This window comes from Chryseobacterium lathyri (genome assembly GCF_019970085.1).
Classification (GTDB): Bacteria; Bacteroidota; Bacteroidia; order Flavobacteriales; family Weeksellaceae; genus Chryseobacterium; species Chryseobacterium lathyri.
Window position 1 is genome coordinate 211,976 of the sequence record NZ_JAHXYG010000001.1, and the last position, 21,501, is coordinate 233,476.

The 21,501-nt window shown below is 37.9% G+C and carries 21 protein-coding genes and 2 tRNA genes; 8 read left to right on the forward strand and 15 right to left on the reverse strand.

Annotated elements, in window-relative coordinates; genetic code table 11:
* Positions 1–67: 67 nt before the first annotated feature.
* From lptE to LC418_RS01015, 13 genes are all read right to left on the reverse strand, one after another.
* Positions 68–589: an LPS assembly lipoprotein LptE gene (gene lptE / locus LC418_RS00955; protein ID WP_111953663.1), complete on the reverse strand. Its 522-nt coding sequence runs from the start codon at positions 587–589 to the stop codon at positions 68–70.
* 153 nt (positions 590–742) lie between these two features.
* Positions 743–2,029 carry a sigma-54 interaction domain-containing protein gene (locus LC418_RS00960; protein ID WP_223557780.1) on the reverse strand — a complete coding sequence of 429 codons (1,287 nt, stop codon included), beginning with the start codon at positions 2,027–2,029 and terminating at the stop codon, positions 743–745.
* A 30-nt stretch (positions 2,030–2,059) separates the two neighbouring features.
* Positions 2,060–2,857, reverse strand: coding sequence for a tetratricopeptide repeat protein (locus LC418_RS00965; RefSeq protein WP_223557781.1), 798 nt, complete (start codon positions 2,855–2,857; stop codon positions 2,060–2,062).
* Positions 2,829–3,008 carry a hypothetical protein gene (locus LC418_RS00970; protein WP_223557782.1) on the reverse strand — a complete coding sequence of 60 codons (180 nt, stop codon included), beginning with the start codon at positions 3,006–3,008 and terminating at the stop codon, positions 2,829–2,831. Before LC418_RS00970 ends, LC418_RS00965 begins: the two co-directional genes overlap by 29 nt.
* Before the next feature lie 200 nt (positions 3,009–3,208).
* Positions 3,209–4,645: a tRNA (N6-isopentenyl adenosine(37)-C2)-methylthiotransferase MiaB gene (gene miaB / locus LC418_RS00975; protein WP_223557783.1), complete on the reverse strand. Its 1,437-nt coding sequence runs from the start codon at positions 4,643–4,645 to the stop codon at positions 3,209–3,211.
* Between the two features lie 119 nt (positions 4,646–4,764).
* Complete coding sequence (locus LC418_RS00980) at positions 4,765–5,076, reverse strand: energy transducer TonB (protein WP_223557784.1); 312 nt, start codon at positions 5,074–5,076, stop codon at positions 4,765–4,767.
* A 54-nt stretch (positions 5,077–5,130) separates the two neighbouring features.
* On the reverse strand, positions 5,131–5,541 hold the full coding sequence (locus LC418_RS00985) for an energy transducer TonB (protein WP_223557785.1): 411 nt from the start codon (positions 5,539–5,541) through the stop codon (positions 5,131–5,133).
* Between the two features lie 9 nt (positions 5,542–5,550).
* Complete coding sequence (locus tag LC418_RS00990) at positions 5,551–6,036, reverse strand: energy transducer TonB (protein WP_223557786.1); 486 nt, start codon at positions 6,034–6,036, stop codon at positions 5,551–5,553.
* A gap of 113 nt (positions 6,037–6,149) precedes the next feature.
* Positions 6,150–7,394: an MFS transporter gene (locus tag LC418_RS00995; protein WP_223557787.1), complete on the reverse strand. Its 1,245-nt coding sequence runs from the start codon at positions 7,392–7,394 to the stop codon at positions 6,150–6,152.
* Complete coding sequence (locus LC418_RS01000) at positions 7,394–9,127, reverse strand: thiamine pyrophosphate-dependent enzyme (RefSeq protein WP_223557788.1); 1,734 nt, start codon at positions 9,125–9,127, stop codon at positions 7,394–7,396. The genes LC418_RS00995 and LC418_RS01000 overlap by 1 nt, the downstream gene beginning before the upstream one ends.
* 265 nt (positions 9,128–9,392) lie before the next feature.
* Positions 9,393–10,592, reverse strand: a complete 1,200-nt coding sequence (gene lysA, locus LC418_RS01005; protein WP_174772310.1) for a diaminopimelate decarboxylase — start codon at positions 10,590–10,592, stop codon at positions 9,393–9,395.
* Positions 10,593–10,852: 260 nt separating this feature from the next.
* The gene (locus LC418_RS01010) at positions 10,853–12,076 is read right to left on the reverse strand and encodes a 3'-5' exonuclease (RefSeq protein WP_223557789.1); all 1,224 of its coding nucleotides are present in this window, start codon (positions 12,074–12,076) and stop codon (positions 10,853–10,855) included.
* Between the two features lie 198 nt (positions 12,077–12,274).
* Positions 12,275–13,801: a helicase HerA-like domain-containing protein gene (locus tag LC418_RS01015; protein ID WP_223557790.1), complete on the reverse strand. Its 1,527-nt coding sequence runs from the start codon at positions 13,799–13,801 to the stop codon at positions 12,275–12,277.
* A gap of 350 nt (positions 13,802–14,151) precedes the next feature.
* Between LC418_RS01015 and LC418_RS01020 the strand changes: the two genes are divergently transcribed.
* From LC418_RS01020 to LC418_RS01030, 3 genes are all read left to right on the forward strand, one after another.
* Positions 14,152–15,561: an MBL fold metallo-hydrolase gene (locus LC418_RS01020; RefSeq protein WP_223557791.1), complete on the forward strand. Its 1,410-nt coding sequence runs from the start codon at positions 14,152–14,154 to the stop codon at positions 15,559–15,561.
* Between the two features lies 1 nt (position 15,562).
* Complete coding sequence (locus LC418_RS01025) at positions 15,563–15,940, forward strand: rhodanese-like domain-containing protein (protein ID WP_223557792.1); 378 nt, start codon at positions 15,563–15,565, stop codon at positions 15,938–15,940.
* Between the two features lie 61 nt (positions 15,941–16,001).
* Positions 16,002–16,301 (forward strand): thioredoxin family protein, encoded by a 300-nt coding sequence (locus LC418_RS01030; protein WP_034701246.1) that lies wholly within the window; start codon positions 16,002–16,004, stop codon positions 16,299–16,301.
* Positions 16,302–16,422: 121 nt separating this feature from the next.
* Here the strand turns inward: LC418_RS01030 and LC418_RS01035 are convergent, their stop codons facing one another.
* Positions 16,423–17,244: a hypothetical protein gene (locus tag LC418_RS01035; protein WP_223557793.1), complete on the reverse strand. Its 822-nt coding sequence runs from the start codon at positions 17,242–17,244 to the stop codon at positions 16,423–16,425.
* Between the two features lie 124 nt (positions 17,245–17,368).
* On the reverse strand, positions 17,369–18,124 hold the full coding sequence (locus LC418_RS01040; RefSeq protein ID WP_223557794.1) for a nitrilase family protein: 756 nt from the start codon (positions 18,122–18,124) through the stop codon (positions 17,369–17,371).
* Positions 18,125–18,229: 105 nt separating this feature from the next.
* Between LC418_RS01040 and LC418_RS01045 the strand changes: the two genes are divergently transcribed.
* The 5 genes from LC418_RS01045 (at position 18,230) to LC418_RS01065 (ending at position 21,425) form a co-directional block, all read left to right on the forward strand.
* On the forward strand, positions 18,230–18,670 hold the full coding sequence (locus tag LC418_RS01045) for a DUF6646 family protein (RefSeq protein ID WP_223557795.1): 441 nt from the start codon (positions 18,230–18,232) through the stop codon (positions 18,668–18,670).
* A gap of 103 nt (positions 18,671–18,773) precedes the next feature.
* Positions 18,774–20,255, forward strand: a complete 1,482-nt coding sequence (rseP, locus tag LC418_RS01050) for an RIP metalloprotease RseP (RefSeq protein ID WP_223557796.1) — start codon at positions 18,774–18,776, stop codon at positions 20,253–20,255.
* A gap of 80 nt (positions 20,256–20,335) precedes the next feature.
* Positions 20,336–20,412, forward strand: a tRNA-Asn gene (locus LC418_RS01055).
* An 81-nt stretch (positions 20,413–20,493) separates the two neighbouring features.
* Complete coding sequence (locus LC418_RS01060; protein ID WP_223557797.1) at positions 20,494–21,213, forward strand: AAA family ATPase; 720 nt, start codon at positions 20,494–20,496, stop codon at positions 21,211–21,213.
* A 138-nt stretch (positions 21,214–21,351) separates the two neighbouring features.
* A tRNA-Asn gene (locus tag LC418_RS01065) sits at positions 21,352–21,425 on the forward strand.
* Positions 21,426–21,501 lie beyond the last annotated feature (76 nt).

Here is a 21,501-nt window from a genome sequence, read left to right on the forward strand (position 1 = left end):
AAGAGCTAGATCTTCTGACTGTATATTTTTGGGACTCTTTAATAGTTCTAAAACTCTGGGATTCATCTTACCAATTGGCTACAATATCGTTAAATATCTTATTAATAATTCTATCTGTTACAAGTTTTACCTGGGAAGTTTCTATCTGGCTCTGGCTCAGGTCGCTGTTGTAAACCACTTCATCCGAATAGGTTCTGTCAAAACTGGAATCCGGATGTATTTTATTTTCGTAATGCACTTTTACACTGATGGTCAGCTTGTTCTGTGCCTGCTGTACAACGCCTCCCGAAGGGTTTGTCAGTGTATTGGAGCTGATCGTAGTCGGCGAAAAATTATAGTCTGAAATTTCACCTTCTATCAGAATGTCAGGATTTGATTTTGTTCCTTTTAATGTGGTTCTCTGCAGAAATCTGTTCTGGATATCTGTAGAAAACTGCTGGGAAAGGGTAGGATTCACCAGCGCTGCATTATTCGGAAATTCATTGATCTGGACGGTTTTTTCGTCTGTCAATGATGATCCTGTAAAAGAGTAACACTGCTGGAACAGCGAAAGAATTACAAACCCAAATATTATTTTTAATTTACTCATACCTTTTTTATTTCTCTAATACATCTTTACAGACTACATCCTCATACAGATTCCCAAAGGTATGGAAAACAGTATTCTTATCCCGCATGCAATAATTATAAGCTTGGAAATGCTTTCTACGGGGGGTGAGTAGCTCCAAATTCTTCATCTCCGTTAGTCTTCTAAGTTATATTGTTTTATTTTTCTGTATAAAGTTCTTTGTGAAATACCAAGCTCGTCTGCCGCCCTGTTCCTGCGTCCCTTATGCTTATCCAATGCTTTGATAATCAAATCTTTTTCATTATTCTGAAGAGATAAGGATTCAGGTCTGTTTTCTTCTATTTCTATATCTTCAATATCTTCATAGCTGTCGTCAGCATTTGAAATGATGGTAGGTGCAGACTGTACTCCCGGTGATTTGTCCTCGAAATACAGCAGTGAATTTTGGCTCACCGGCTGTGTCTGCTCTGCAGAATAGATCCTGTTGATCAGATTTTTCTCCTGATTGCTGAGATCAGCAGTTCCTCTGTTTTTGATCAGTTCTGAGGTAAGTGATTTTAAGTCGTTGATATCACTTCTCATGTCAAAGAGAATTTTGTACATAATTTCTCTTTCACTTCCGAAATCATTCTGCTTTTGGGCATTCTGATTATTCACCACCATCGGCAAATGGGTTTCCATAGGGATATATTCAGCCAGCTTTTCAACTGTTACCTGTCTGTTTCTTTCCACTACGGTCATCTGCTCTACCAGGTTTCTCAGCTGGCGGATATTTCCCGGAAAGCTATAATTTTCAATATAATGAACGGCACTTGGCTCAAGTTCCAGTTCCGGCATTCTGTATTTTTCTGCAAAGTCTATAGAGAATTTTCTGAATAGCAAGTGAATGTCTCCTTTTCTTTCCCGTAAAGGCGGCATGTCGATCTGCACAGTATTCAGACGGTAAAATAAGTCTTCACGGAATCTTCCGTCGTGAATAGCCTTCATCATATTCACGTTGGTAGCTGCCACAATTCTCACATTGGTTTTCTGAACCTGAGAGGAACCCACTTTCATGAATTCACCGCTTTCCAGCACCCTCAAAAGACGGACCTGGGTCTGCAGGGGAAGCTCTCCTACCTCATCAAGGAAAATGGTTCCACCGTCTGCTACCTCAAAATATCCCTTTCTGGTTGCTGTAGCTCCGGTAAATGCTCCTTTTTCGTGGCCAAATAACTCAGAATCAATGGTCCCTTCCGGAATTGCTCCACAATTAACCACAATATAGGGCTGATGCTTTCTTTTGGATTCTGAATGAATGATTTTCGGGATAAATTCTTTTCCAACACCACTTTCTCCAATGACCAGGACGGAAATGTCCGTAGGCGCAACCTGGATTGCTTTTTCTAAAGCGCGGTTCAGTGCCGGGAAGTTCCCGATGATTCCAAAGCGGTTTTTTATGTTTTGTAAGTCGTTGCTCATAAGTAAATTTTTGATTATTGATTTAATAATCTACAGTTCCTCGATCTGTTTTCTGTAGATTTTGTTGAAGTGATGAGTGTAGACATCTTTCATGGTCTTTCCTTCATCATAAGTCATTAATGCTAACTTTTTTAAATCCAAATAATCTTTGTTCCTGATTTTAGAAACTTTACTTTTAAAGTATATATTCTCGGCAAAGTTGTTTTCTTTGCTTTGTTTTTCAAAATTTTCTAAGGCTTTGTCGCATCTGCTAAGCTCAAAATAGGTTACCCCCAACTGGTAGTGGTCGTACATCCCTTTAAAATACCCTTTGGAAGCCAAAAGGTTTTCAATGATCCCGACCGCTTTTTCTTTCTGTCCTAAAGCACTGTAAGACATGGCTTTCACCACCTCTAAATGATAGTCTCTGTTTAAAGACCTTCCCAGATCATCAGGATAGTATTTTTTTAATTCTTCTAAATCCCGGATTGCCCCTTTATAATCCCGCAAAAACTGGAATTTGTACCAGCCTCTGTACCCTAAATGCATTTTATGATCTGCAGCAACAGCTTTGTCAATAAGTATTTTCCAGGTTATAAAATCCCCGTTTTTAAAGTAGGGAACGGCTTTCTCCATATAGGAACTGGAGAAATCGGAACAGAGCCCAATCGCTTTATCAAAGGCTTCCTGGGATTCCCTGCTTCCTTGCCTGTCTGAAGCCCAGTTGTATAGTTCACAAGCTTTTTTGCAGTCCTCACCCTCTACTGCATTACAGTTGACCTGCGCAATAGTATTGGTGTAAACGATAAGTAACAAAAAGCTAAGGTAATACCTCTGAAACTTTTCCATTTTCAATTTTATAGGTTAAATACTGATAATAGCCTGCTTTAAAACCTTTTTTCTCTTTTGGCATCCAGCAGCCGTCCAGCGATTTCGTAAACCGCAGCAGTCTGTCTTCCAATTCTTTATCCGAACCCGTTTCTTCAAGATCTGTATTCATCTGCTGAACCCTGACAGTCCTGTTTTTCCTTCACAATTTACTAAAAATCTTACGGTAATATAACCGTTCATCTTAGTTTCGGAAGATATTTTTTCTTTTTTGCAGTTTTTCTATAGTGGTCAGTTTCTCTCCTTTATAGTCAAACCCCTTTGTCCCCTGGTCATATTGAAGACTGCCAGTTTTTCAGGAAAACTTTAAAATTACTCCGCTGTTCTTCCTAAAAGTGTGCCCTGTGTATTGCCATAGACAAAAACGTCCACAATGTCACCTATTTTCTGGCCTTCAAGCATATCAAAAACACAGACTGCATTCTGTGAGTTTCTTCCCTTCCACTGGTTTTTATTTTTTCTGGATATCCCTTCGATGAGGACCTGATGATGTCTTCCTACATAAGATTCCATTCTTTTTCTGGATAGCTCTCCCTGAAGGGCAATAACCTCAGCCAGACGCTTTTGTTTGACGTCAGCAGGAATATTGTCTTCCATTTTTTTATGGGCAGGCGTTCCCGGTCTTTCGGAATAAGCAAACATATAACCGTAGTCATACTCCACTTCTTTCATCAGGCTTAAGGTATCCTGGTGATCCTGTTCTGTTTCATTGCAGAAACCGATGATCATGTCCTGTGAAAAAGCAATATCAGGAACAATTTCCTTTGCTTTTTTAATTAAATCTAAATATTCTTCACGGGTATGCTGCCTGTTCATAGCCAGAAGCATATTGTTACTGCCGCTCTGTACTGGAAGGTGAACATATTTACAGATATTGTCATGTTTTGCAATCATTCTGAACACTTCAAGGCTCATGTCCTGAGGATTTGAAGTAGAGAACCGGATTCTCATTTCAGGTACAGCTTTAGCTACTAAATCAAGCAGTTGTGCAAAATTAACAGCCGTAGCTTTCTGCATTTCGGAAGCTTTAACGAAATCTTTTTTCGGACCTCCTCCGTACCATAAGTATGAGTCTACGTTTTGCCCTAAAAGGGTGATCTCTTTGTATCCGTTATTTAAAAGGTCTTTACATTCTTTAATGATGGAATGCGGATCGCGGCTTCTTTCTCTACCTCTGGTAAAAGGAACTACACAGAAGGTACACATATTATCGCAACCTCTGGTGATGGTTACAAAAGCTGTAACCCCGTTTCCGCCTAAGCGTACAGGGTTGATATCTGCATAGGTCTCTTCTTTTGAAAGGATTACGTTGATGGCGTCTCTTCCGTCCTCTGTTTCTTTCAGAAGGTTGGGAAGATCCCTGTAGGCATCAGGACCTACCACAAGGTCTACCAGCTGCTCTTCTTCCAAAAATTTGGTTTTTAATCTTTCTGCCATGCATCCCAAAACTCCTACCGTCATATTAGGCTTCTCTTTCTTCAGGTTTTTGAACTGTGAAAGACGCATTCTTACGGTTTGCTCCGCTTTTTCACGAATGGAGCATGTATTTAAAAGGATAAGGTCTGCTTCTTCTACTTTCAGGGTTGTATTATACCCCTGCTCATTAAGAATAGATGCAACAATTTCAGAATCAGAAAAGTTCATCTGACAGCCATAGCTTTCTAAAAACAACTTTTTAGAATTCTCAGGTCTTTCAGCGATAGCAAAAGCTTCTCCCTGTTTTGTTTCGTCTATATATTTTTCCTGCACAATAATCGTTTTAAAAGTTCAATGCTCAGCATTTAAATTTCAAAGCATCGTGATGAATTTTAAATCCCAAACAAATTAGTCTGCAAAGATACAAAATATTGTGACAGAATGGCAGGGGATTATTTCGGAGGATTAAAGTTTAACGGAAGGGTATAAAAAGATTCAACCGGCTCTCCATATCTCTTTGCAGGTGTCCATTTTTTCTTTCTCATCCTTTTGATTCCGTCTATGATCCTTTGGTCAAATTCATCATTTCCGGAAGACTCCTGCAGCTTTATATTTTCCATTTTTCCTTCTTTGCTCACGGAGAAATTTACTACGAGCTTAAAGGGCTGCGTCCAGACGAAACCACTGAGATCGATTTGTTTAGCCACTTCTGCTCTGAAACTGTTCATTCCTCCCGGCATAGCTTTTTTCGAAGAATTTTGCACAGCTCCTGTCCTGATAACTTCAGGGAAAATATAACCAATAATGCAAACAGCATTCTAATCATGGTCATATGCATTGGTACTGAAATTAACCTTGATGATCATTTTAGAATCAACAGGAGTATCACCATACATGGCCGGCGTCCATTTTCCTTTGATCTTCTTCATAGCATATTTTACATCATCAATAAACATTTCACTGTTTTTAATCTTAGGGACAACGTCAAGCTTGTTCATTTTACCTTCCGGTGAAATATTGATTAAAAAAGTTATTTTACCATTGATGGCGTAGCTTTGGGTATCAACATAAGCGTAAAGCATATCCATAAATTGTTTCCGAAAAGCTTCATCACCACCGGGGAATTTAGCTTTCTGGGTATATGAAGCTACTTCTACCGGGGCCGTATTTTGAGAAAAGCTTTTAATTCCGATACATAGTAAAAGTAATAATAAAAGGTATTTTTTCATCTGAGTAGTTTATAAATCTGTAGCGATTGAAGAGAAATGCATTTTAATTTTGATCTGTGAAGCAACAGGCTGACCGTTACACGAAGCGGGAATCCAGTTCTTTTTGATTCTTCTTACTACATATTTCATATCATCAAAAAAGTAAGTGCTGTTGGCTACTTTAGGAGTTCCTTCAATATGGGTCACTTTTCCGGTCTGATCAACGGTGAGAGTAAATGTAAAATCTCCGTTCAGGACATAAAAATCTGAATTCAGGTAATCGTACATAAATTTTTGCAAGGTTTCTTTATAAACCGTTACACCGCCTTCAAAGGCTGCCGGCTTGAAATCGTTACAGTTTTTCACCGCCACCTGCAAAAGAGGTTCTTTGATATCTATTTTTAAAAGATTTTTATTGATTTCCGTAATCGGGTTATCATCCCTTTCTTCAACATCCTGCTGGGCAAATGTAAAGTTTGCCACAAGAAGCGCCATCACTAATGTAAAAATTTTCATAAACTGTTCATGAGTTATTAAATTGCTTTAACAAATTTACTTATTTAAACGCTTTCTAAGAAAGAAAAACTTCAGGCTGCGCTTGAAGTTTTCCATAAACTATTGAAATTCATTTAAGCGTTTAAAGTCTGTAATTGTGCTTTACTTCCCGTTTCTTTTAACAAGAATGAAATCAAAACTGCAAGAACAATTCCTGCAATCCAGAATAACAGGGAAGACTGAAAATGCATCTCTCCTGAAGAAGCCTCTAAACTTTTCCCAAACCATCTGCTGAATACCGGACTCACCAAGGTAGTTACTCCAAAGGTGATGAAATTAATTGCTCCGGTTGCACTTCCTTTTACATAATCAGGATTTGCTTCTTTAATGATAGAATACGGGATCATGGCAGCCCCGGAACCAAGGCCAAAAGTAAACATGCTTACTTTGGCCGGATACAATTCCGGAAGATACAGCAGCTGCAGAAAACTGAAGATCATCAGGATTGCTCCTCCGATTAAAACAGGTTTCCTTCTTCCGATTTTATCTGTAATAAAACCTAAAAGCGGACATCCGAATACCCATCCGAAAGCAACCATTGCACTGGTAATGGCAGCATCATGAAACATAAAGCCTTTATCTTTTTCGAAGAATGCAACGCCCCATGTCATTGCAAATATGGTGGTAGGAGCAAATAGTAATCCTGAAATAATGCCACAGAGCCAGGATTGGGGATTTTTAAAGACAATTTTATATGGCTCTAGATATCCAACTTTTTTAACAGCATCGCCAGGCTGTACTTCAGATTGTTTTTCACCGGGAATTACCAAGAACAGGCAAAATGCTGTAATAACTGTAATAATACCCGACCAAAGCCAGAAGGTGTCTATATTTACCCCTTCTTCTACCCACGGGCCCACGATAAACTGTCCCGCCGTCCCGCCGAGCATTCCGATACATTGTGTAAATCCAACAGCCGTTGCCAAAGATTTGGAAGAGAATCCTTTACTTGCAAGATAAACACAGCCAGGAAATGCAAAAGCACATCCTGCTCCCTGCAACAGTCTTCCAGCCACGCCACCAGAATAGGAAGAAGCTAAAAACAGCAAACAGCCTATCCCCAGGATTAAAGCGCCTGCAAAAAGTGACTTTTTGCCGCCAAATTTATCCAAAGCCATCCCCGCGATGAGGCTGCAGGTAGAGTAAGTATAGTAATACGTCCCGATCAGGCTGACAAGCTTCAGTTCTGTTGTACTGAAATTATTGACCAATTCCGGAATCATGACTGCCGGTGCTGAACGGACCACATAATCCAGAAAATAAAACACCAGCCCGAATAACCACGCGATTATATAAAACTTTTTTAAGGAAGCATTCATTACAGCAGTCCTTTAATATGTTTATAGTTGGATTTCACAGTTTCCAGAACCTCTTCCATCTTACCGCCAAGCATCAGCTGGGCCATAGATTTTGTCATTCCCATGACCTGATCAAAGTCTATTTTCGGGGGAAGAGCCAGTGCATTTGGATTGGTAAATATATTAAGAAGATAAGGCCCATTATAAGCAAGACATTCTTTAATGGCATCTTCTACTTCTTCTGGCTTATGAACATTCTTTCCGGGATATCCCATGGCCTGTGCGATCATTGCGAAATCCGGGTTAATCATATCGGTTTCATTATCCGGCATACCGCCTACTTCCATTTCAAGTTTTACCATTCCCAGGGTTCTGTTATTGAAAACGATCAGTTTTACCGGGAGCTTATACTGAAAGATGGTTGCCATATCTCCCAAGAGCATTGAAATTCCTCCGTCTCCGCACATAGCGATCACTTCTCTGTCCGGATGAGCCAAAGAGGCACCTATAGCCATCGGCATAGCATTCGCCATTGATCCGTGATTGAAGGAGCCCAACATCTTTCTTTCGCCTGTCCCTGTAATAAACCTTGCTCCCCACACGCAGCACATGCCTGTGTCTACTGTGAAAATGGCATCTTTTTTAGCCAACCGGTCTAAAGTATGTGCAACATATTCAGGCTGTATGGCATTTTCTTTTCCAAAGTCTTTCACGTAAGCAAATTGAGTTTCTTTTACTTTTTCATAAAATGCCAATTGTTCATTAAGGAAATGAGCATCTGTTTTTTCTTGCAGCAACGGCAGCAGGGCTTTAATGGTTTCTTTTACATCTCCTGCCAGACCTAGTTCCAGTTTTGCTCTTCTTCCCAATCTTTCAGGACTTTCATCGATCTGGACAATTTTGTTTTTTACAGGCATGAATTTTTGGTACGGGAAATCGGTTCCTAAAAGAATAACAAGATCTGCTTCGTGCATCGCATGATAGGCTGACGGAAATCCCAGTAGCCCTGTAAGCCCCACTTCATTAGGGTTATTAGGCTGAATGGCCATTTTTCCACGGAAAGAATAGCCTACCGGAGCTTTTAGAAACTTCGATAGTTCTACAACCTCAGCATTCGCTTCTCCTGCTCCAATTCCACAATAAAGGGTAACTTTTTTGCTTTCATTAACCAAGGTAGCCAGCTGTTCTAATTCTTCATCAGAAGGTCTGATGACGGGATTGGTCCTGAATATCTGGGCAGATGTAGGCCCTTCTTCGGCATCAAGTTCTGATACATCTCCCGGAAGCCCGATTACTGCCACACCTTTTTTTGAGATGGCATGCTGAATGGCGGTCTGAAGCGTTCTCTGTACCTGCTCCGGTCTTGTGATCATCTGGTTGTAGTGACTGCAATCATCAAATAGTTTTATAGTATTCGTTTCCTGGAAATAATCCATTCCCATTTCATCACTTGGGATCGTGGAAGCGATGACAAGCATGGGAACGTGGGATTTATGTGCTTCATAAACTCCATTGATCAGATGAACGTGTCCCGGACCGCAGCTCCCTGCACATACTGCAAACCCATCAAGCTCTGCTTCTGCCGCAGCCGCATATGCACCTACTTCTTCATGCCTTACATGAATCCATTCAATGCTGCTTTTTTTAACAGCAATATTAAGATGATTAAGGCTGTCGCCGGTTACTGCATAAATTCTTTTCACATTGGCATTTTCGAGCATTTCAACAATCTGCTCTGCTATGTTTTTAGCCATAATTAGTATTTTTTGGTGTTTATTTTAGTTAAGGAATCCCGAAAGGATCGTGAATGGGAAGTGTTTAAAATTCTTACCTCTCTCAAATTTAGCTAATAAATTATAATTTCTATTCCTAAAAAGTATTAAAATTTCAACATATTAAAGCTCTTTTGATTACAGTAAAACGCTTTAAAACATTAACAAGAATGAATTTTTTTCCGGTTCCTTCAAACAAAAAAACTCTGCAGTAATCTGCAGAGCTTCTATAAGTTTATATTTGATTTTAAATTACTTCTATCTGGTTTCTCAACAGGTCTTCAAATTCATCTCTTTTACGGATCAGGTGTGCTTTTCCGTCTAAGAATAAGACTTCTGCCGGTTTTAATCTTGAATTAAAGTTTGAGCTCATTTCAAAACCGTACGCTCCGGCATTATAGAAAACAAGAATATCACCTTCTCTTACTTCATTCAGTTTTCTGTCCCAGGCAAAAGTATCGGTTTCGCAGATGTTCCCTACTACCGTATAGATTCTTTCCGCTCCTTTTGGATTTGAAAGGTTTTCGATTTTATGGTAAGAGTCATAGAACATCGGACGGATCAGGTGATTAAACCCTGAATTCACTCCTACAAATACAGTAGCCGTGGTTTGCTTGATCACATTAGCTTTTACCAAAAGATATCCGCTTTTTCCTACTAAGAATTTTCCGGGCTCAAACCATAGTTCAAACTTTCTTCCTGTAGATTTTGTGAACTCGGACAATACTTTTTCTACTTTTTTACCTAAGGTTTTCACATCTGTTTCTTCTTCGCTGTCCTGGTAAGGAATTTTGAACCCGCTTCCCATATCCAGATATTTAAGGTTAGGGAAATGCTCGGAAAGTTCCAGCATAATGTCTAATGCCTGCAGGAAAACATCCGGATCTTTAATCTCGCTTCCTGTGTGCATGTGAAGACCCTCCACATTAAGGTTGGTGCTCTTCATCACTCTTTCGATATGGCGAACCTGGTGAATAGAAATCCCGAACTTGCTGTCGATGTGTCCTGTTGAAATTTTATAGTTTCCTCCTGCAAAAATATGTGGGTTGATTCTTACAAGGATCGGATAAGAGTTTCCAAATTTATTCCCGAACTGCTCAAGAATAGAGATATTATCAATATTAATGTGAACACCCAGCTTCATTGCGTCTTCAATTTCGGCAAGGTCTACACAGTTTGGCGTGAAAAGGATCTTTTCTTTAGTGAATCCGGCCTTCAGCCCAAGTTTTACTTCATTTATTGATACACAATCCAAAGATGCGCCCAGATTCTTAACATACTTTAAGATGTTGATATTGGTCAACGCCTTGGCAGCATAAAAGAACTTCGTGTGTTTTAAGAAAGAAGATGTAAGCTTCTCGTATTGGGTTTTAATAGATTCAGCATCGTAAACATACACTGGCGTGCCATATTCATTGGCAATCTGTAGCAAATCTTTTGAATTCATAATTTGATTTTAACATAAAAAAAGGCAGATTCTTCCAAAAGAGCCTGCCACATTAATTATTTTTATGCAAGACAACTCTTTTAAATATTCCAAACCTTAGAGAACTTTACAGCCCCCTTTTTTCCAGTTTTAATTTGTTTAAAATTTTGCATTGCTTCTTTTTTATTTTTGCAAAAGTACTATTTATTTTTTATTTCAGGGAAATTCATTTGAAAAGCATTTTTTTCCTGATAAAAACTTGTAAAGTATTAATTCTTCTATTATTTTGGCAATGGCAGCGTCTCAAAATCACCACGAAGCAGGGCAAGCTGGAGATCATTATGGAGATCTGTAGAAGATAGAGGCAGGTCTATTTTCAGTTTTGAAAGCTTACTGAGGGTTTGTATCTGTGTAAACAGTTCATAAAAGCCATATGAAACTACCCTGCCGTTTTCAATAATCAGAAACAGTTTCTCACCCAGTTTTCTTCCCTGACCGAGCCAAAGTTCATTTCTTTTTCTGAAATCTATCTTTTTGAGGAAAACATTGACATCATTAAATTCTTCCTGCAAGCCAATAAACTGAACCGCTTTTGTTCCCTGGGTAAATGATCTGAATTTCAGGATAGGCCTTTCCGTTTTATTCAGTTTATTTTTTTCAACTATGTACTTATTATTCCTAAAGTAAAGTCCGAACGGACATACTTCTCTTTTTTTGATATTTTTGGAATTAAGGATCAGTTTTGCAATAATATCTGTTCCTGTAAGCTCATAATTAATCTGTTCAACATCTTTCTGAATCTGTTCCCATTTTTTAGACTTGGAATTGAAGACTTTTTTTGAAAACTTATTGATATCCTGAACGTAATCTGATAGCATGATTTTTCCGGCTTCGTTCTGGAAATAAACAAAACCTTTTTCGTTGGGAAGATCCTGAGTCAGAACTTTGATCTTATTAATATACGTCTTTGCATTGGTCTCGTCATGCTGCTTCTGGATGATCTCATTTTCAGTATCTTTTGATATTAAAAGCTTGAACAGTTCCAGCGTTGCCCTTGCATCTCCTTCAGCCCTGTGATGGTTCGTCAATGGAATACCGAGCGATTTCACCAGCTTACCCAATGAATAACTTACTTCATCGGGAATCATTTTTTTTGCCAAAGGAATGGTATCTAAGGTATTGGTCTGAAAGTCATAGCCAAGTCTTTTGAAAGACTGGCGCAGCATTCTGTAATCAAAATCAATATTATGGCCTACCAAAGTCGTATTTTCAGTAATCTCAATGATTCTTTTAGCTATTTCATGGAATTTTGGAGCCGTTTTCACCATTTTAGGCGTAATGTTTGTCAGTTTCTGCACAAACGGGGTAATATCACTTTCGGGATTGACAAGAGATATAAACTGGTCCGTAATCTTCTGACCATCATACCTGTAGATGGCTATGTCTATAATGCATTCATGTCTATAACCTGCACCATTACTTTCTATATCTATAATTGAATACATTGAGTTGTAGTTATACTGCTATTTTTAAATTAAATATTTACCCGTAAAGGTAATCCTGCTAAAATAACAAAAAATATGTCAAAAAAAGTAAACCGCACCTTGAGGCCACTCATAAAACAGCTTCAGGACAACCAATTTAACACCATAACACTGATGTTCTTTTTCATAACAAATCAGTTTATCAACTTATTTTAAATACTATCTCCTTCTTCCGCCAAGCCCGAACATTCCCAGCAAAGCTTTTGCTCCTTCCCGCATCAAAGTACTGGTAAAAGTCCTTCCGGCCTTGCTTTGAAGTACTTGCTCAAACATTCCTGGTTCTTCTTTTACAGGTTTTGTCTTCTGAGTCGGCGCTGAGTTTTGAGCTGCCTGCTCCATTCTGTTGGTCAATATTTCGTAAGCAGATTCTTTATCCACAGGCTGTTCATATTTAGCGACCAAAGAAGAATTTCCAGTCAGTTCTGAAATTTCAGCGTCATTCAGAACATCCATTCTTGATTCCGGAGAAATCAGATAAGTATGAACAAGAGGTGTCGGGATTCCTTTTTCATCCAAAGCCGTTATAAAAGCCTCTCCGATCCCAAGGTTCTGAATCAGATTCGATGCATTATAAAATTCTGTCGTTGGGTAATTTTCGACAGCTTTGGTAATTTCTTTTTTATCTTTTGCGGTAAAACCTCTCAGGGCATGCTGTATTTTCAGTCCAAGCTGTGACAAAATATTTTCAGGAACATCCCCTGGAATCTGCGTGATAAAATAGATTCCGACACCCTTAGAGCGGATCAGCTTGACCATTGTTTCGATCTGTGAAAGCAAAGTTTTTGAAGATTCATCAAAAATAAGGTGAGCTTCATCTATGAAAAGGACAAGTTTAGGTTTTCCGCTGTCTCCTTCTTCAGGGAAAGTCATATAAATTTCGGCAAAGAGCGAAAGCATAAAGGTAGAAAACAATTGTGGCTTATTCTGAATTTCCGACACCCTTAAAATATTCACGACTCCCTTTCCATCTCTGGTTTCAAGAAGGTCATGAACATCAAAGCTTAATTCGCCAAAGAAATTAGCTGCGCCCTGCTGTTCCAGCGCAACGATAGATCTTAAAATGGCTCCTAAAGAAGCCGGAGCTATAGAGCCGTAGTTAGCCGCCAGTTCAGCTTTTCCCTGAGCATTATCCGTTACATACTGCAAGACTTTTTTTAAGTCATTGAGATCAATTAACGGAAGGCCTTTATCATCACTGTATTTAAAAACAATAGACATAATACTCTGCTGAGTATCATTAAGTTCCAGGATCTTACTTAATAAAATTGGGCCAAATTCTGTAACAGTAGCTCTTAATTTCACTCCTTTTCCTCCTGATATGCTCATCAGTTCTACCGGAAAGGCCTGCGGATTATAAGGAAGCTGTGTTTTAGCATATCTCTCCTCAATGACAGGATTCATTTGCCCCGCTTCAGCTATTCCTGAAAAATCTCCTTTAATATCCAAAACCAAAGAAGGAATTCCTGCATGGGAAAGCTGTTCAGCAAATACCTGAAGCGTTTTCGTTTTACCCGTTCCTGTTGCTCCTGCGATAAGACCGTGACGGTTAATGGTTTTCAAAGGAATTGTAACGTTAACTTCCGGTACTACTTCTCCGTCCAGCATTCCTTTTCCCAATATAATGTGTTCTCCTTTCGGAGTGTATTTTGCATTTAGTTCTTCAATAAATTGTGTTTTATCTGCCATCTGATCTTTTTTAACTGATAAATATAAAATTTTTTATAAAATATTCGGTCATTAAAATAATATTAATGATCTATTCAGCAGAGGTCTTTCTCTCCATCTTTTATAAATTTCACAAATTGGTTAAAAAAGGTGCAAGTAATAGCATTACATAATTATTTCTATTTTTCAGACATGATAAAAAACAGTTGTGTCAAATAGCGATTCTTCACTTTCGGCTTTTCATTTGAAAACAAAGGGTTTTATATCTGCCAGCCTATGAATATTGAAAGAAACTATCGTCTGAATTTAACAATTCATTCACATTTCATCTAATACTTTGTATCTTTATCTAAAATTTAAAAAAGATCCCAATGAAAATTGAACAAATATATACGGGCTGTCTGGCTCAGGGTGCCTATTATATTGTATCAGAGAATGAAGCTGCGATTATTGATCCTCTAAGAGAGGTTAAACCTTATCTGGATCGCCTTGACAAAGATCATGTTACTTTAAAATACATTTTCGAAACCCATTTCCATGCGGATTTTGTTTCAGGACATTTGGATCTAAGCAAAAAAACAGGAGCTCCTATTGTATACGGACCTACTGCCCAACCTGCATTTGAAGCGATCATTGCTGAAGACAACCAGATTTTTGAAATCGGAAAAATAAAAATAAAAGCATTGCATACTCCGGGACATACAATGGAGAGTACAACCTACCTTTTAATTGACGAAAATGGCACTGAGACTGCTATTTTTACTGGAGACACTTTATTTTTAGGTGATGTTGGAAGACCCGACCTGGCACAAAAAGCAACTAATCTTACCCAGGAGGATCTTGCAGGCATTCTTTATGAAAGCCTTCAGACTAAAATTTTACCTTTGAACGACAGCATTACGGTATATCCTGCACATGGAGCCGGGTCAGCATGCGGAAAGAATATGCAGAAGGAAACGGTAGATATTTTAGGAAATCAGAAAAAAACGAATTACGCCCTTAATCAGCCGGATAAAGAATCTTTTATCAGAGAAGTTCTTGACGGTCTTACTGCTCCTCCGAAATACTTCGGAATGAACGTCGCTATGAATAAAGGCGGATATGAAAGTCTGGATGTAGTGATGAACAAAGGATTAAATCCTGTTACTGCAGAAGATTTTGAAGCATTGGCAGAAGAAACCGGAGCTTTGATTTTAGACACAAGAAGCCCTGCAGAATTCCATAAAGGATTCATTCCGAATTCGATCAACATTGGCCTTAAGGGAGATTTTGCCCCTTGGGTAGGGAATATGATCGTAGATGTAAAACACCCAATTCTGCTTGTAAGCGATGAAGGTACTGAAGAAGAAGTAATCACAAGATTAAGCAGGGTAGGTTTTGATAATGTTTTAGGGTACTTGGACGGAAGCTTCAACACCTGGAAAAATGCAGGTAAAGAAATTGATGAGGTCAAAAGAATTTCTCCTGCAGAATTTGCAGAACAGTTCACTGAAAATGCCAAAATTATTGACGTAAGAAAATTAAGTGAGTATTCTGCTGAACATGTTGACAACGCATTTAACAAGCCATTGGATATCATCAGCGACTGGGTAAAAACCATTGATGATTCTGAACATTTCTTCCTTCACTGTGCCGGCGGATACAGAAGCATGATTGCAGCAAGCATACTTAACTCACACGGAATCAGAAATTTTACTGAAATAGAAGGTGGCTTCAACGGCATCAAAAAGATAGAAAAATTGCCTACAACAGATTTTGTTTGCCAATCAAAAACATTGTAAGATGATAAAAGGAAAGGTTGCAGGATACTTCATTGCTATTATTCTAACGTTAACAGCCTGTAAAACAACAAGTACCAGCCTCACTCAAAAGGTTAACATCAAAGAAATGGTCAACAGCCCTGATGTTACTTTAGTCGATGTAAGAATTCCTGAACAATATGAAGCAGGAACTGCAAAAGGCGCAATCAATATTCCACTAGCTGAAATACAGAACAATATGGATTCGCTTAAAGGCAAGAAAGTGGTTGTTTTCTGCAACAAAGGTATTCAGGCCGATCAGGCTATGGAAATCTTAAAGAAAAATGGGGTGGAAGCTTATGATGGTACAAGCTTGCAAAATGTAAAAGCAATTCAGGACGAGAAACAGTCCGGAAAATAAAAATGTCATACCATTAAGATTTATTTCCTGAATCTTAATGGTTTAAATAAAAACCAAAACTATGTCACAAAAGTTTCAAGAAATCATTAATTCGGAAAGACCTGTACTTATTGACTTTTTTGCCACATGGTGCCAGCCATGCAAAGTACAGTCATCAGTGTTAAATACCGTAAAGGAAAATATAGGTGAAGGAGCAAGAATCATCAAAGTAGATGTAGACCAATATCCTGCTCTTGCTGCACAATATGGTGTACGTGGAGTCCCAACTCTGGCAGTCTTTAAAAACGGAGAACTCTTATGGAAAGAAAGCGGCGTACATGATGTGAATACACTCACGGAACTGCTTAAACAATATTCTTAAACTGTGATTTTTCACAGTTTTTTTTATTTTTATATCCCATAGATTTACACAGATAATTGAGAATAGAATCCGTTTCGATTCTTAAAATCCATGGGATTTTTATAACGAATTACCAGTATATTTACGGGCAATTCTTCTCATACTCTTTTATGATTCCAATGTAAATTTCAGCCTGCCTGTTCTGTATTTTATCTCCAACGATATAAAATAATTTTTTGGCTTGCACTCTATCCTTTTTTACTTCTTGTAAAGTAGTTTTATAAATTTCCTGATATTCTTTTTGTAAAGTTTTATCCAAATGCTTTTCCTGCATCATTTCTTTCTCAAAAGAATTTAAATACTGATTAAATGAACTACAATCTCCGCCAATTGCTCTGAAAGCATCAACGATATTTTCAATGGATGATCCCATCTTAGAATTGAACTGACTCTTTTGTTTTACTGCCAAAACCGTGTAAGGTTCACCACTTTTTTGGATATAAAAGTTTGAATGAGTATAATAGCATGCATTCAATCCCATACACTCAAATACATTTGAACTGTATAATTTAATTTTACCGTCATAGAGTAAGTATTCGAACGTTTCGGCTGTATCATTTGAAAGATCTCCTTTCTTATTTACCGTTTTTACTTTAATTTTTTCCTGAATTTGAGAAATTTCATCACCATTATAATAAATAATCTTTCTTACATCTTTAGAGTTTATTTCTTTCGTCTTCTCACCTGCCTGTGTTGTATATTGAAATGCAGATATTCTGTTGTGGACTATTATTTGTCCCACATTAATAGTTTTAGTAACTGCGTTCACAGAGTTTGCTTTAAATGAAGATCCATCTTCCAATTGAAATTCAGCAATATCATTTTCTTGATTACGTGTATTTTCCTGCGCGTTCATCACCAAATTCAAAACACAGAAGACAACAAACAGTAGTTTTTTATTCATATATTATTCTTTCTAATTATATATTTAAAATTAAAAAAAATTACAATATACTTTTGAAAAAAATAAAAAACATTTCAAAACATTCAATAAAAATCAAAAAATATTAAAAATATTAACTTTCGAATTATTTAATTTTGATCTCAAAATTATCTCTGTCATTCAGAAACTGGAAGTGCTGCCTGAAATCTTTCAGTTCCTCCATATTCAGTTCTGCAGAAATGATATTTCCGTTCTTTTGTGAAATTTCTCTCCCATCTGCAAAAAAACAATGTGAGCTTTCCTGGTAAAAAAGACCATTCCCATCTGTCCCGATTCTGTTCAAACCAAAAACAAAAGACAGGTTTTCTATTGCCCTGGCTTTCAGAAGGTGTTCCCAGGCTCCCACTCTTTTTTCCGGCCAGTTGGCTACGTATAGAACAGCATCATAATCATCATTATTTCTTGCAAAAACCGGGAAACGGAGATCGTAGCAGACCTGCAATAAAATCCTGAAGCCTTTATAATTTACAATAACTCTTTTATCTCCGGGCGTATATACTTTATCTTCTCCCGAGAAAGAAAACAGGTGCCTTTTATCATAGAAAACGGTTTCAGAATCAGGCTGTACGAAGTACATTCTGTTATAAAATTTACCATTTTCTTCTACCGGAGCACTCCCGCAAATGGCTGCATTTTTTTCTTTTGAGATTTTTTTCAGAAATTCCAGGGATTCTTCATTTCTATCCGAAACCTCAGCAGCATCCATACAGAAACCGGTGGAAAACATTTCCGGAAGCAGGAAAATATCAGCTTTCTGGTCTTTCAACTGTTCTCCGATCAGTTGAAAATTTCTGTCTTTATCTTTCCAGACAATATCTAAATTAAGTCCTGCAATTCTCATAAACTTTGTTAAATAACTTCAATAAAAATACGATTTTCCGTTGATTTCGGTTCTATTTTTGATGAGGATATTTTCATTATTATCATTTTATAAAAAGTAAAGTTTATGAAGAAATTGTTTTTTGTGTTGATGATTGCTTTTTTCGGTACTGCAGCCAATGCGCAGGCATACACGGGTAAAGGCGACCAAAAAGTTCAGGCAGGATTAAGCGCCTGGGGATACGGAACCGGAGTTACCGGAACCTATGATTACGGATTGAATAAACTGATATCCGTTGGGGCCGGGCTGAATGTTTATTTTGATAATTATAAAGATCATGATAAAGATAACCGTGTTTTTGTTTTCGGAAGATTGAATTTCCATCTTAATGAAGCACTTGATTTACCTGCAAAATGGGATATTTATCCAGGTGTTGACGTTGGTGTTCTTGGAAAGGATTTCGGGATCGGAGCACACATTGGAGCGCGTTACTTTTTCACCGAAAAAGTGGGTGTTTTTGCAGAAGTCGGCAACAACGGCAGCATAGGGGTTTCTTTCAACCTGTAGAATTCACTAAATATATGACGAAGCTTCTCATTTAGAGGGGCTTTTTTATTTGGCATAGTTTTGATAATTGTTACCTTTGCAAATTAAAATCTAAAATTTATTAATGGAATTAGCAATCAAGATTTTCCAGTTCATACTAAGTATTTCTATTTTAGTGGTTCTTCATGAGCTTGGACACTTTTTACCGGCAAAATGGTTTAAGACCAGGGCTGAGAAATTCTTCCTGTTTTTCGATCCATGGTTTTCTATCTTTTCAATGAAGAAGATCAACGGAAAATGGCGGTATAAATTTCTTTCCAAAAACCTTCCGGACACAGAAACTATCGTAGTAGACGGAAAAGAGAAAGAAGTTCCTATCGATATATCAAAACTTTCAGACAACGACTGGAGAAAACATCCTGAACAGACAAAATACGGTATCGGATGGCTTCCCTTCGGTGGCTATGTGAAAATTGCAGGGATGATTGATGAAAGTATGGATAAAGAGCAGATGAAAAAACCTGCACAGCCATGGGAATTCAGATCCAAACCGGCATGGCAGAGACTGATTATCATGCTGGGAGGAGTTACTGTTAACTTTTTCCTTGCCTGGATCATTTTTGGAAGTCTTTCATACTTCAACGGAGAAACTTCTTTTGATACAACGAAAGTAGAAACCCCAATGCATTATACCAATGTTGCAAAAGCAATGGGCTTTGAAGATGGAGACAAGATCTTAAAGGTAGACGGAAAGGTTCAGAACAATCTGGATAAGCTGTCTTTGGATATTTTATTAAGTGATCAAATAACTGTTTTAAGGAAAGGAAAAGAGGTTACTTTTAACACCAACGATGACGGAAAAGCACTCGCTTTTAAAGATGAAAACCCAAAAGCATTCCTGAATCCAAGATACGCTCCTGTAATTGATACTATTGTGAATCCTAAAACTGCTGAAGCAGGGTTAAAAGTAGGTGACCAGGTAGTTTCGGTAAACGGTCAGAAGATCAATTATTATGATGAACTTCAAGGTGTTGTTATAAAAAATGCAGGTAAGGCTATTAATATGGAGGTATTAAGAGCTGGCGCTGTACAGCCGCTAAGTCTCGAAGTTTCTAAGGAAGGCACATTAGGAATAGCTTCTTACAAACAGCTTGAAAAATTCGCCAACACACAGCATTTTACTGTTGTAGAATCTATCGGAAGAGGATTTACAAGAAGTATTGAAAGCTTAACGTATCAGGTGAAGCAGTTTAAACTGGTATTCAATAAGAAAGTTCAGGGATATAAGAAAGTAGGAGGTCCACTGGCGATCATTAAGAATATGCCGGTACAGAAATCTAAAGATGGTGCCGTCTCTATTAACTGGAGCTTATTCTGGAGTTTCACAGCTATGTTTTCTGTTTGGCTGGCATTCCTGAACCTGATTCCTATTCCGGGACTTGATGGTGGGCACGTTTTATTTACTTTGTGGGAAGTGATTACGGGGAAACCTGTTCCTCAAAAAGTATTGGAAAACGCACAGATGATCGGGGTTATCTTCCTGTTAGGATTGATGTTACTGATCTTCGGAAGTGATATCTTTAAAGCACTTACAGGCAGTTTATAATTTTTTTGATTTTTTTCTAAAAAATATTTGTGCGGTATAAATATTCGTCCTATATTTGCACCACTTAAAACAAAGGACATTCCTCCTTAGCTCAGTTGGTTAGAGCATCTGACTGTTAATCAGAGGGTCGCTGGTTCGAGCCCAGCAGGAGGAGCCAAAAAAGACTTACAGAAATGTAGGTCTTTTTTATTTTGCATAGATTTTGCTTGATGGAATCAGAATATGTAAAATAATTCTAATGCCTTACCTATCCCGGATTTACTTAAAAGACAATCATCCGGAAGATTTTCCTTTTAATCTTCCTTTTCTTAGTAATGGTTTAGATTTAAAACTCAAAAGCAATGTCACTTTTTTCGTTGGAGAAAATGGCATCGGTAAATCTACATTACTGGAGGCCATTGCAGAAAAGTGTGATTTCAATGTATCCGGAGGCAGCAGAAACCACAACTACAATTTCCACAAAACCGAATCAGGACTATCCGAACATCTTACACTCTCCTGGAAAACGAAAACCGGGCAGGGATTCTTTATGAGAGCTGAAAGCTTTTTCAACTTTGCAACTTATATAGATGAAGTAGCCAAAGAAGACAGAAGAGTTCTGAATGCCTATGGAGGAAAATCCCTGCATCAGCAATCCCACGGCGAAGCTTTTCTTGCCTTATTTCATAATCATTTCCAGAATGGCCTTTATATTCTTGATGAGCCGGAATCCGCTCTTTCGCCACAAAGGCAATTATCATTATTATCCATCATTCACAAATTGGAAAAAGCAGGGAAAGCCCAGTTCATTATTTCCAGCCATTCCCCGATCCTGATGAGCTATCCCGGTGCAGAAATTTATTTATTGGATAACAAAATTCAACAGGTTAGTTATAGAGAAACAGAGCATTATCAGCTAACAAAGAATTTTTTAGAATCCCCGGAACTCTATTTCCGGCATTTATTTGAAGATGATTAGAATTAATTCAATTATTTTCTGAAAATATTTCTTACTGAGATTCAACATTTTTAGTCAAAAATAGCCTTTAATCGGGGATAAAATTTGCCTGATATTAATATTCCTTTTATATTTGCATCACCTTAAACAGAGGAAAATTCCTCCTTAGCTCAGTTGGTTAGAGCATCTGACTGTTAATCAGAGGGTCGCTGGTTCGAGCCCAGCAGGAGGAGCAAAAAGACTTACAGAAATGTAAGTCTTTTTTTGTTTCTATCCAACTTCAGTGAAGTAGTACGAAAAATAGATTAG

Coding starts and splice junctions, on each gene's coding strand:
- lptE (WP_111953663.1), bottom strand. CDS start 589: ATGAGTAAATTAAAAATAATATTTGGGTTTGTAATTCTTTCGCTGTTC.
- LC418_RS00960 (WP_223557780.1), bottom strand. CDS start 2,029: ATGAGCAACGACTTACAAAACATAAAAAACCGCTTTGGAATCATCGGG.
- LC418_RS00965 (WP_223557781.1), bottom strand. CDS start 2,857: ATGGAAAAGTTTCAGAGGTATTACCTTAGCTTTTTGTTACTTATCGTT.
- LC418_RS00970 (WP_223557782.1), bottom strand. CDS start 3,008: ATGAATACAGATCTTGAAGAAACGGGTTCGGATAAAGAATTGGAAGAC.
- LC418_RS00985 (WP_223557785.1), bottom strand. CDS start 5,541: ATGAAAAAATACCTTTTATTATTACTTTTACTATGTATCGGAATTAAA.
- LC418_RS00990 (WP_223557786.1), bottom strand. CDS start 6,036: ATGAAAATTTTTACATTAGTGATGGCGCTTCTTGTGGCAAACTTTACA.
- LC418_RS00995 (WP_223557787.1), bottom strand. CDS start 7,394: ATGAATGCTTCCTTAAAAAAGTTTTATATAATCGCGTGGTTATTCGGG.
- LC418_RS01000 (WP_223557788.1), bottom strand. CDS start 9,127: ATGGCTAAAAACATAGCAGAGCAGATTGTTGAAATGCTCGAAAATGCC.
- lysA (WP_174772310.1), bottom strand. CDS start 10,592: ATGAATTCAAAAGATTTGCTACAGATTGCCAATGAATATGGCACGCCA.
- LC418_RS01010 (WP_223557789.1), bottom strand. CDS start 12,076: ATGTATTCAATTATAGATATAGAAAGTAATGGTGCAGGTTATAGACAT.
- LC418_RS01015 (WP_223557790.1), bottom strand. CDS start 13,801: ATGGCAGATAAAACACAATTTATTGAAGAACTAAATGCAAAATACACT.
- LC418_RS01020 (WP_223557791.1), top strand. CDS start 14,152: ATGAAAATTGAACAAATATATACGGGCTGTCTGGCTCAGGGTGCCTAT.
- LC418_RS01025 (WP_223557792.1), top strand. CDS start 15,563: ATGATAAAAGGAAAGGTTGCAGGATACTTCATTGCTATTATTCTAACG.
- LC418_RS01030 (WP_034701246.1), top strand. CDS start 16,002: ATGTCACAAAAGTTTCAAGAAATCATTAATTCGGAAAGACCTGTACTT.
- LC418_RS01035 (WP_223557793.1), bottom strand. CDS start 17,244: ATGAATAAAAAACTACTGTTTGTTGTCTTCTGTGTTTTGAATTTGGTG.
- LC418_RS01040 (WP_223557794.1), bottom strand. CDS start 18,124: ATGAGAATTGCAGGACTTAATTTAGATATTGTCTGGAAAGATAAAGAC.
- LC418_RS01045 (WP_223557795.1), top strand. CDS start 18,230: ATGAAGAAATTGTTTTTTGTGTTGATGATTGCTTTTTTCGGTACTGCA.
- rseP (WP_223557796.1), top strand. CDS start 18,774: ATGGAATTAGCAATCAAGATTTTCCAGTTCATACTAAGTATTTCTATT.
- LC418_RS01060 (WP_223557797.1), top strand. CDS start 20,494: ATGCCTTACCTATCCCGGATTTACTTAAAAGACAATCATCCGGAAGAT.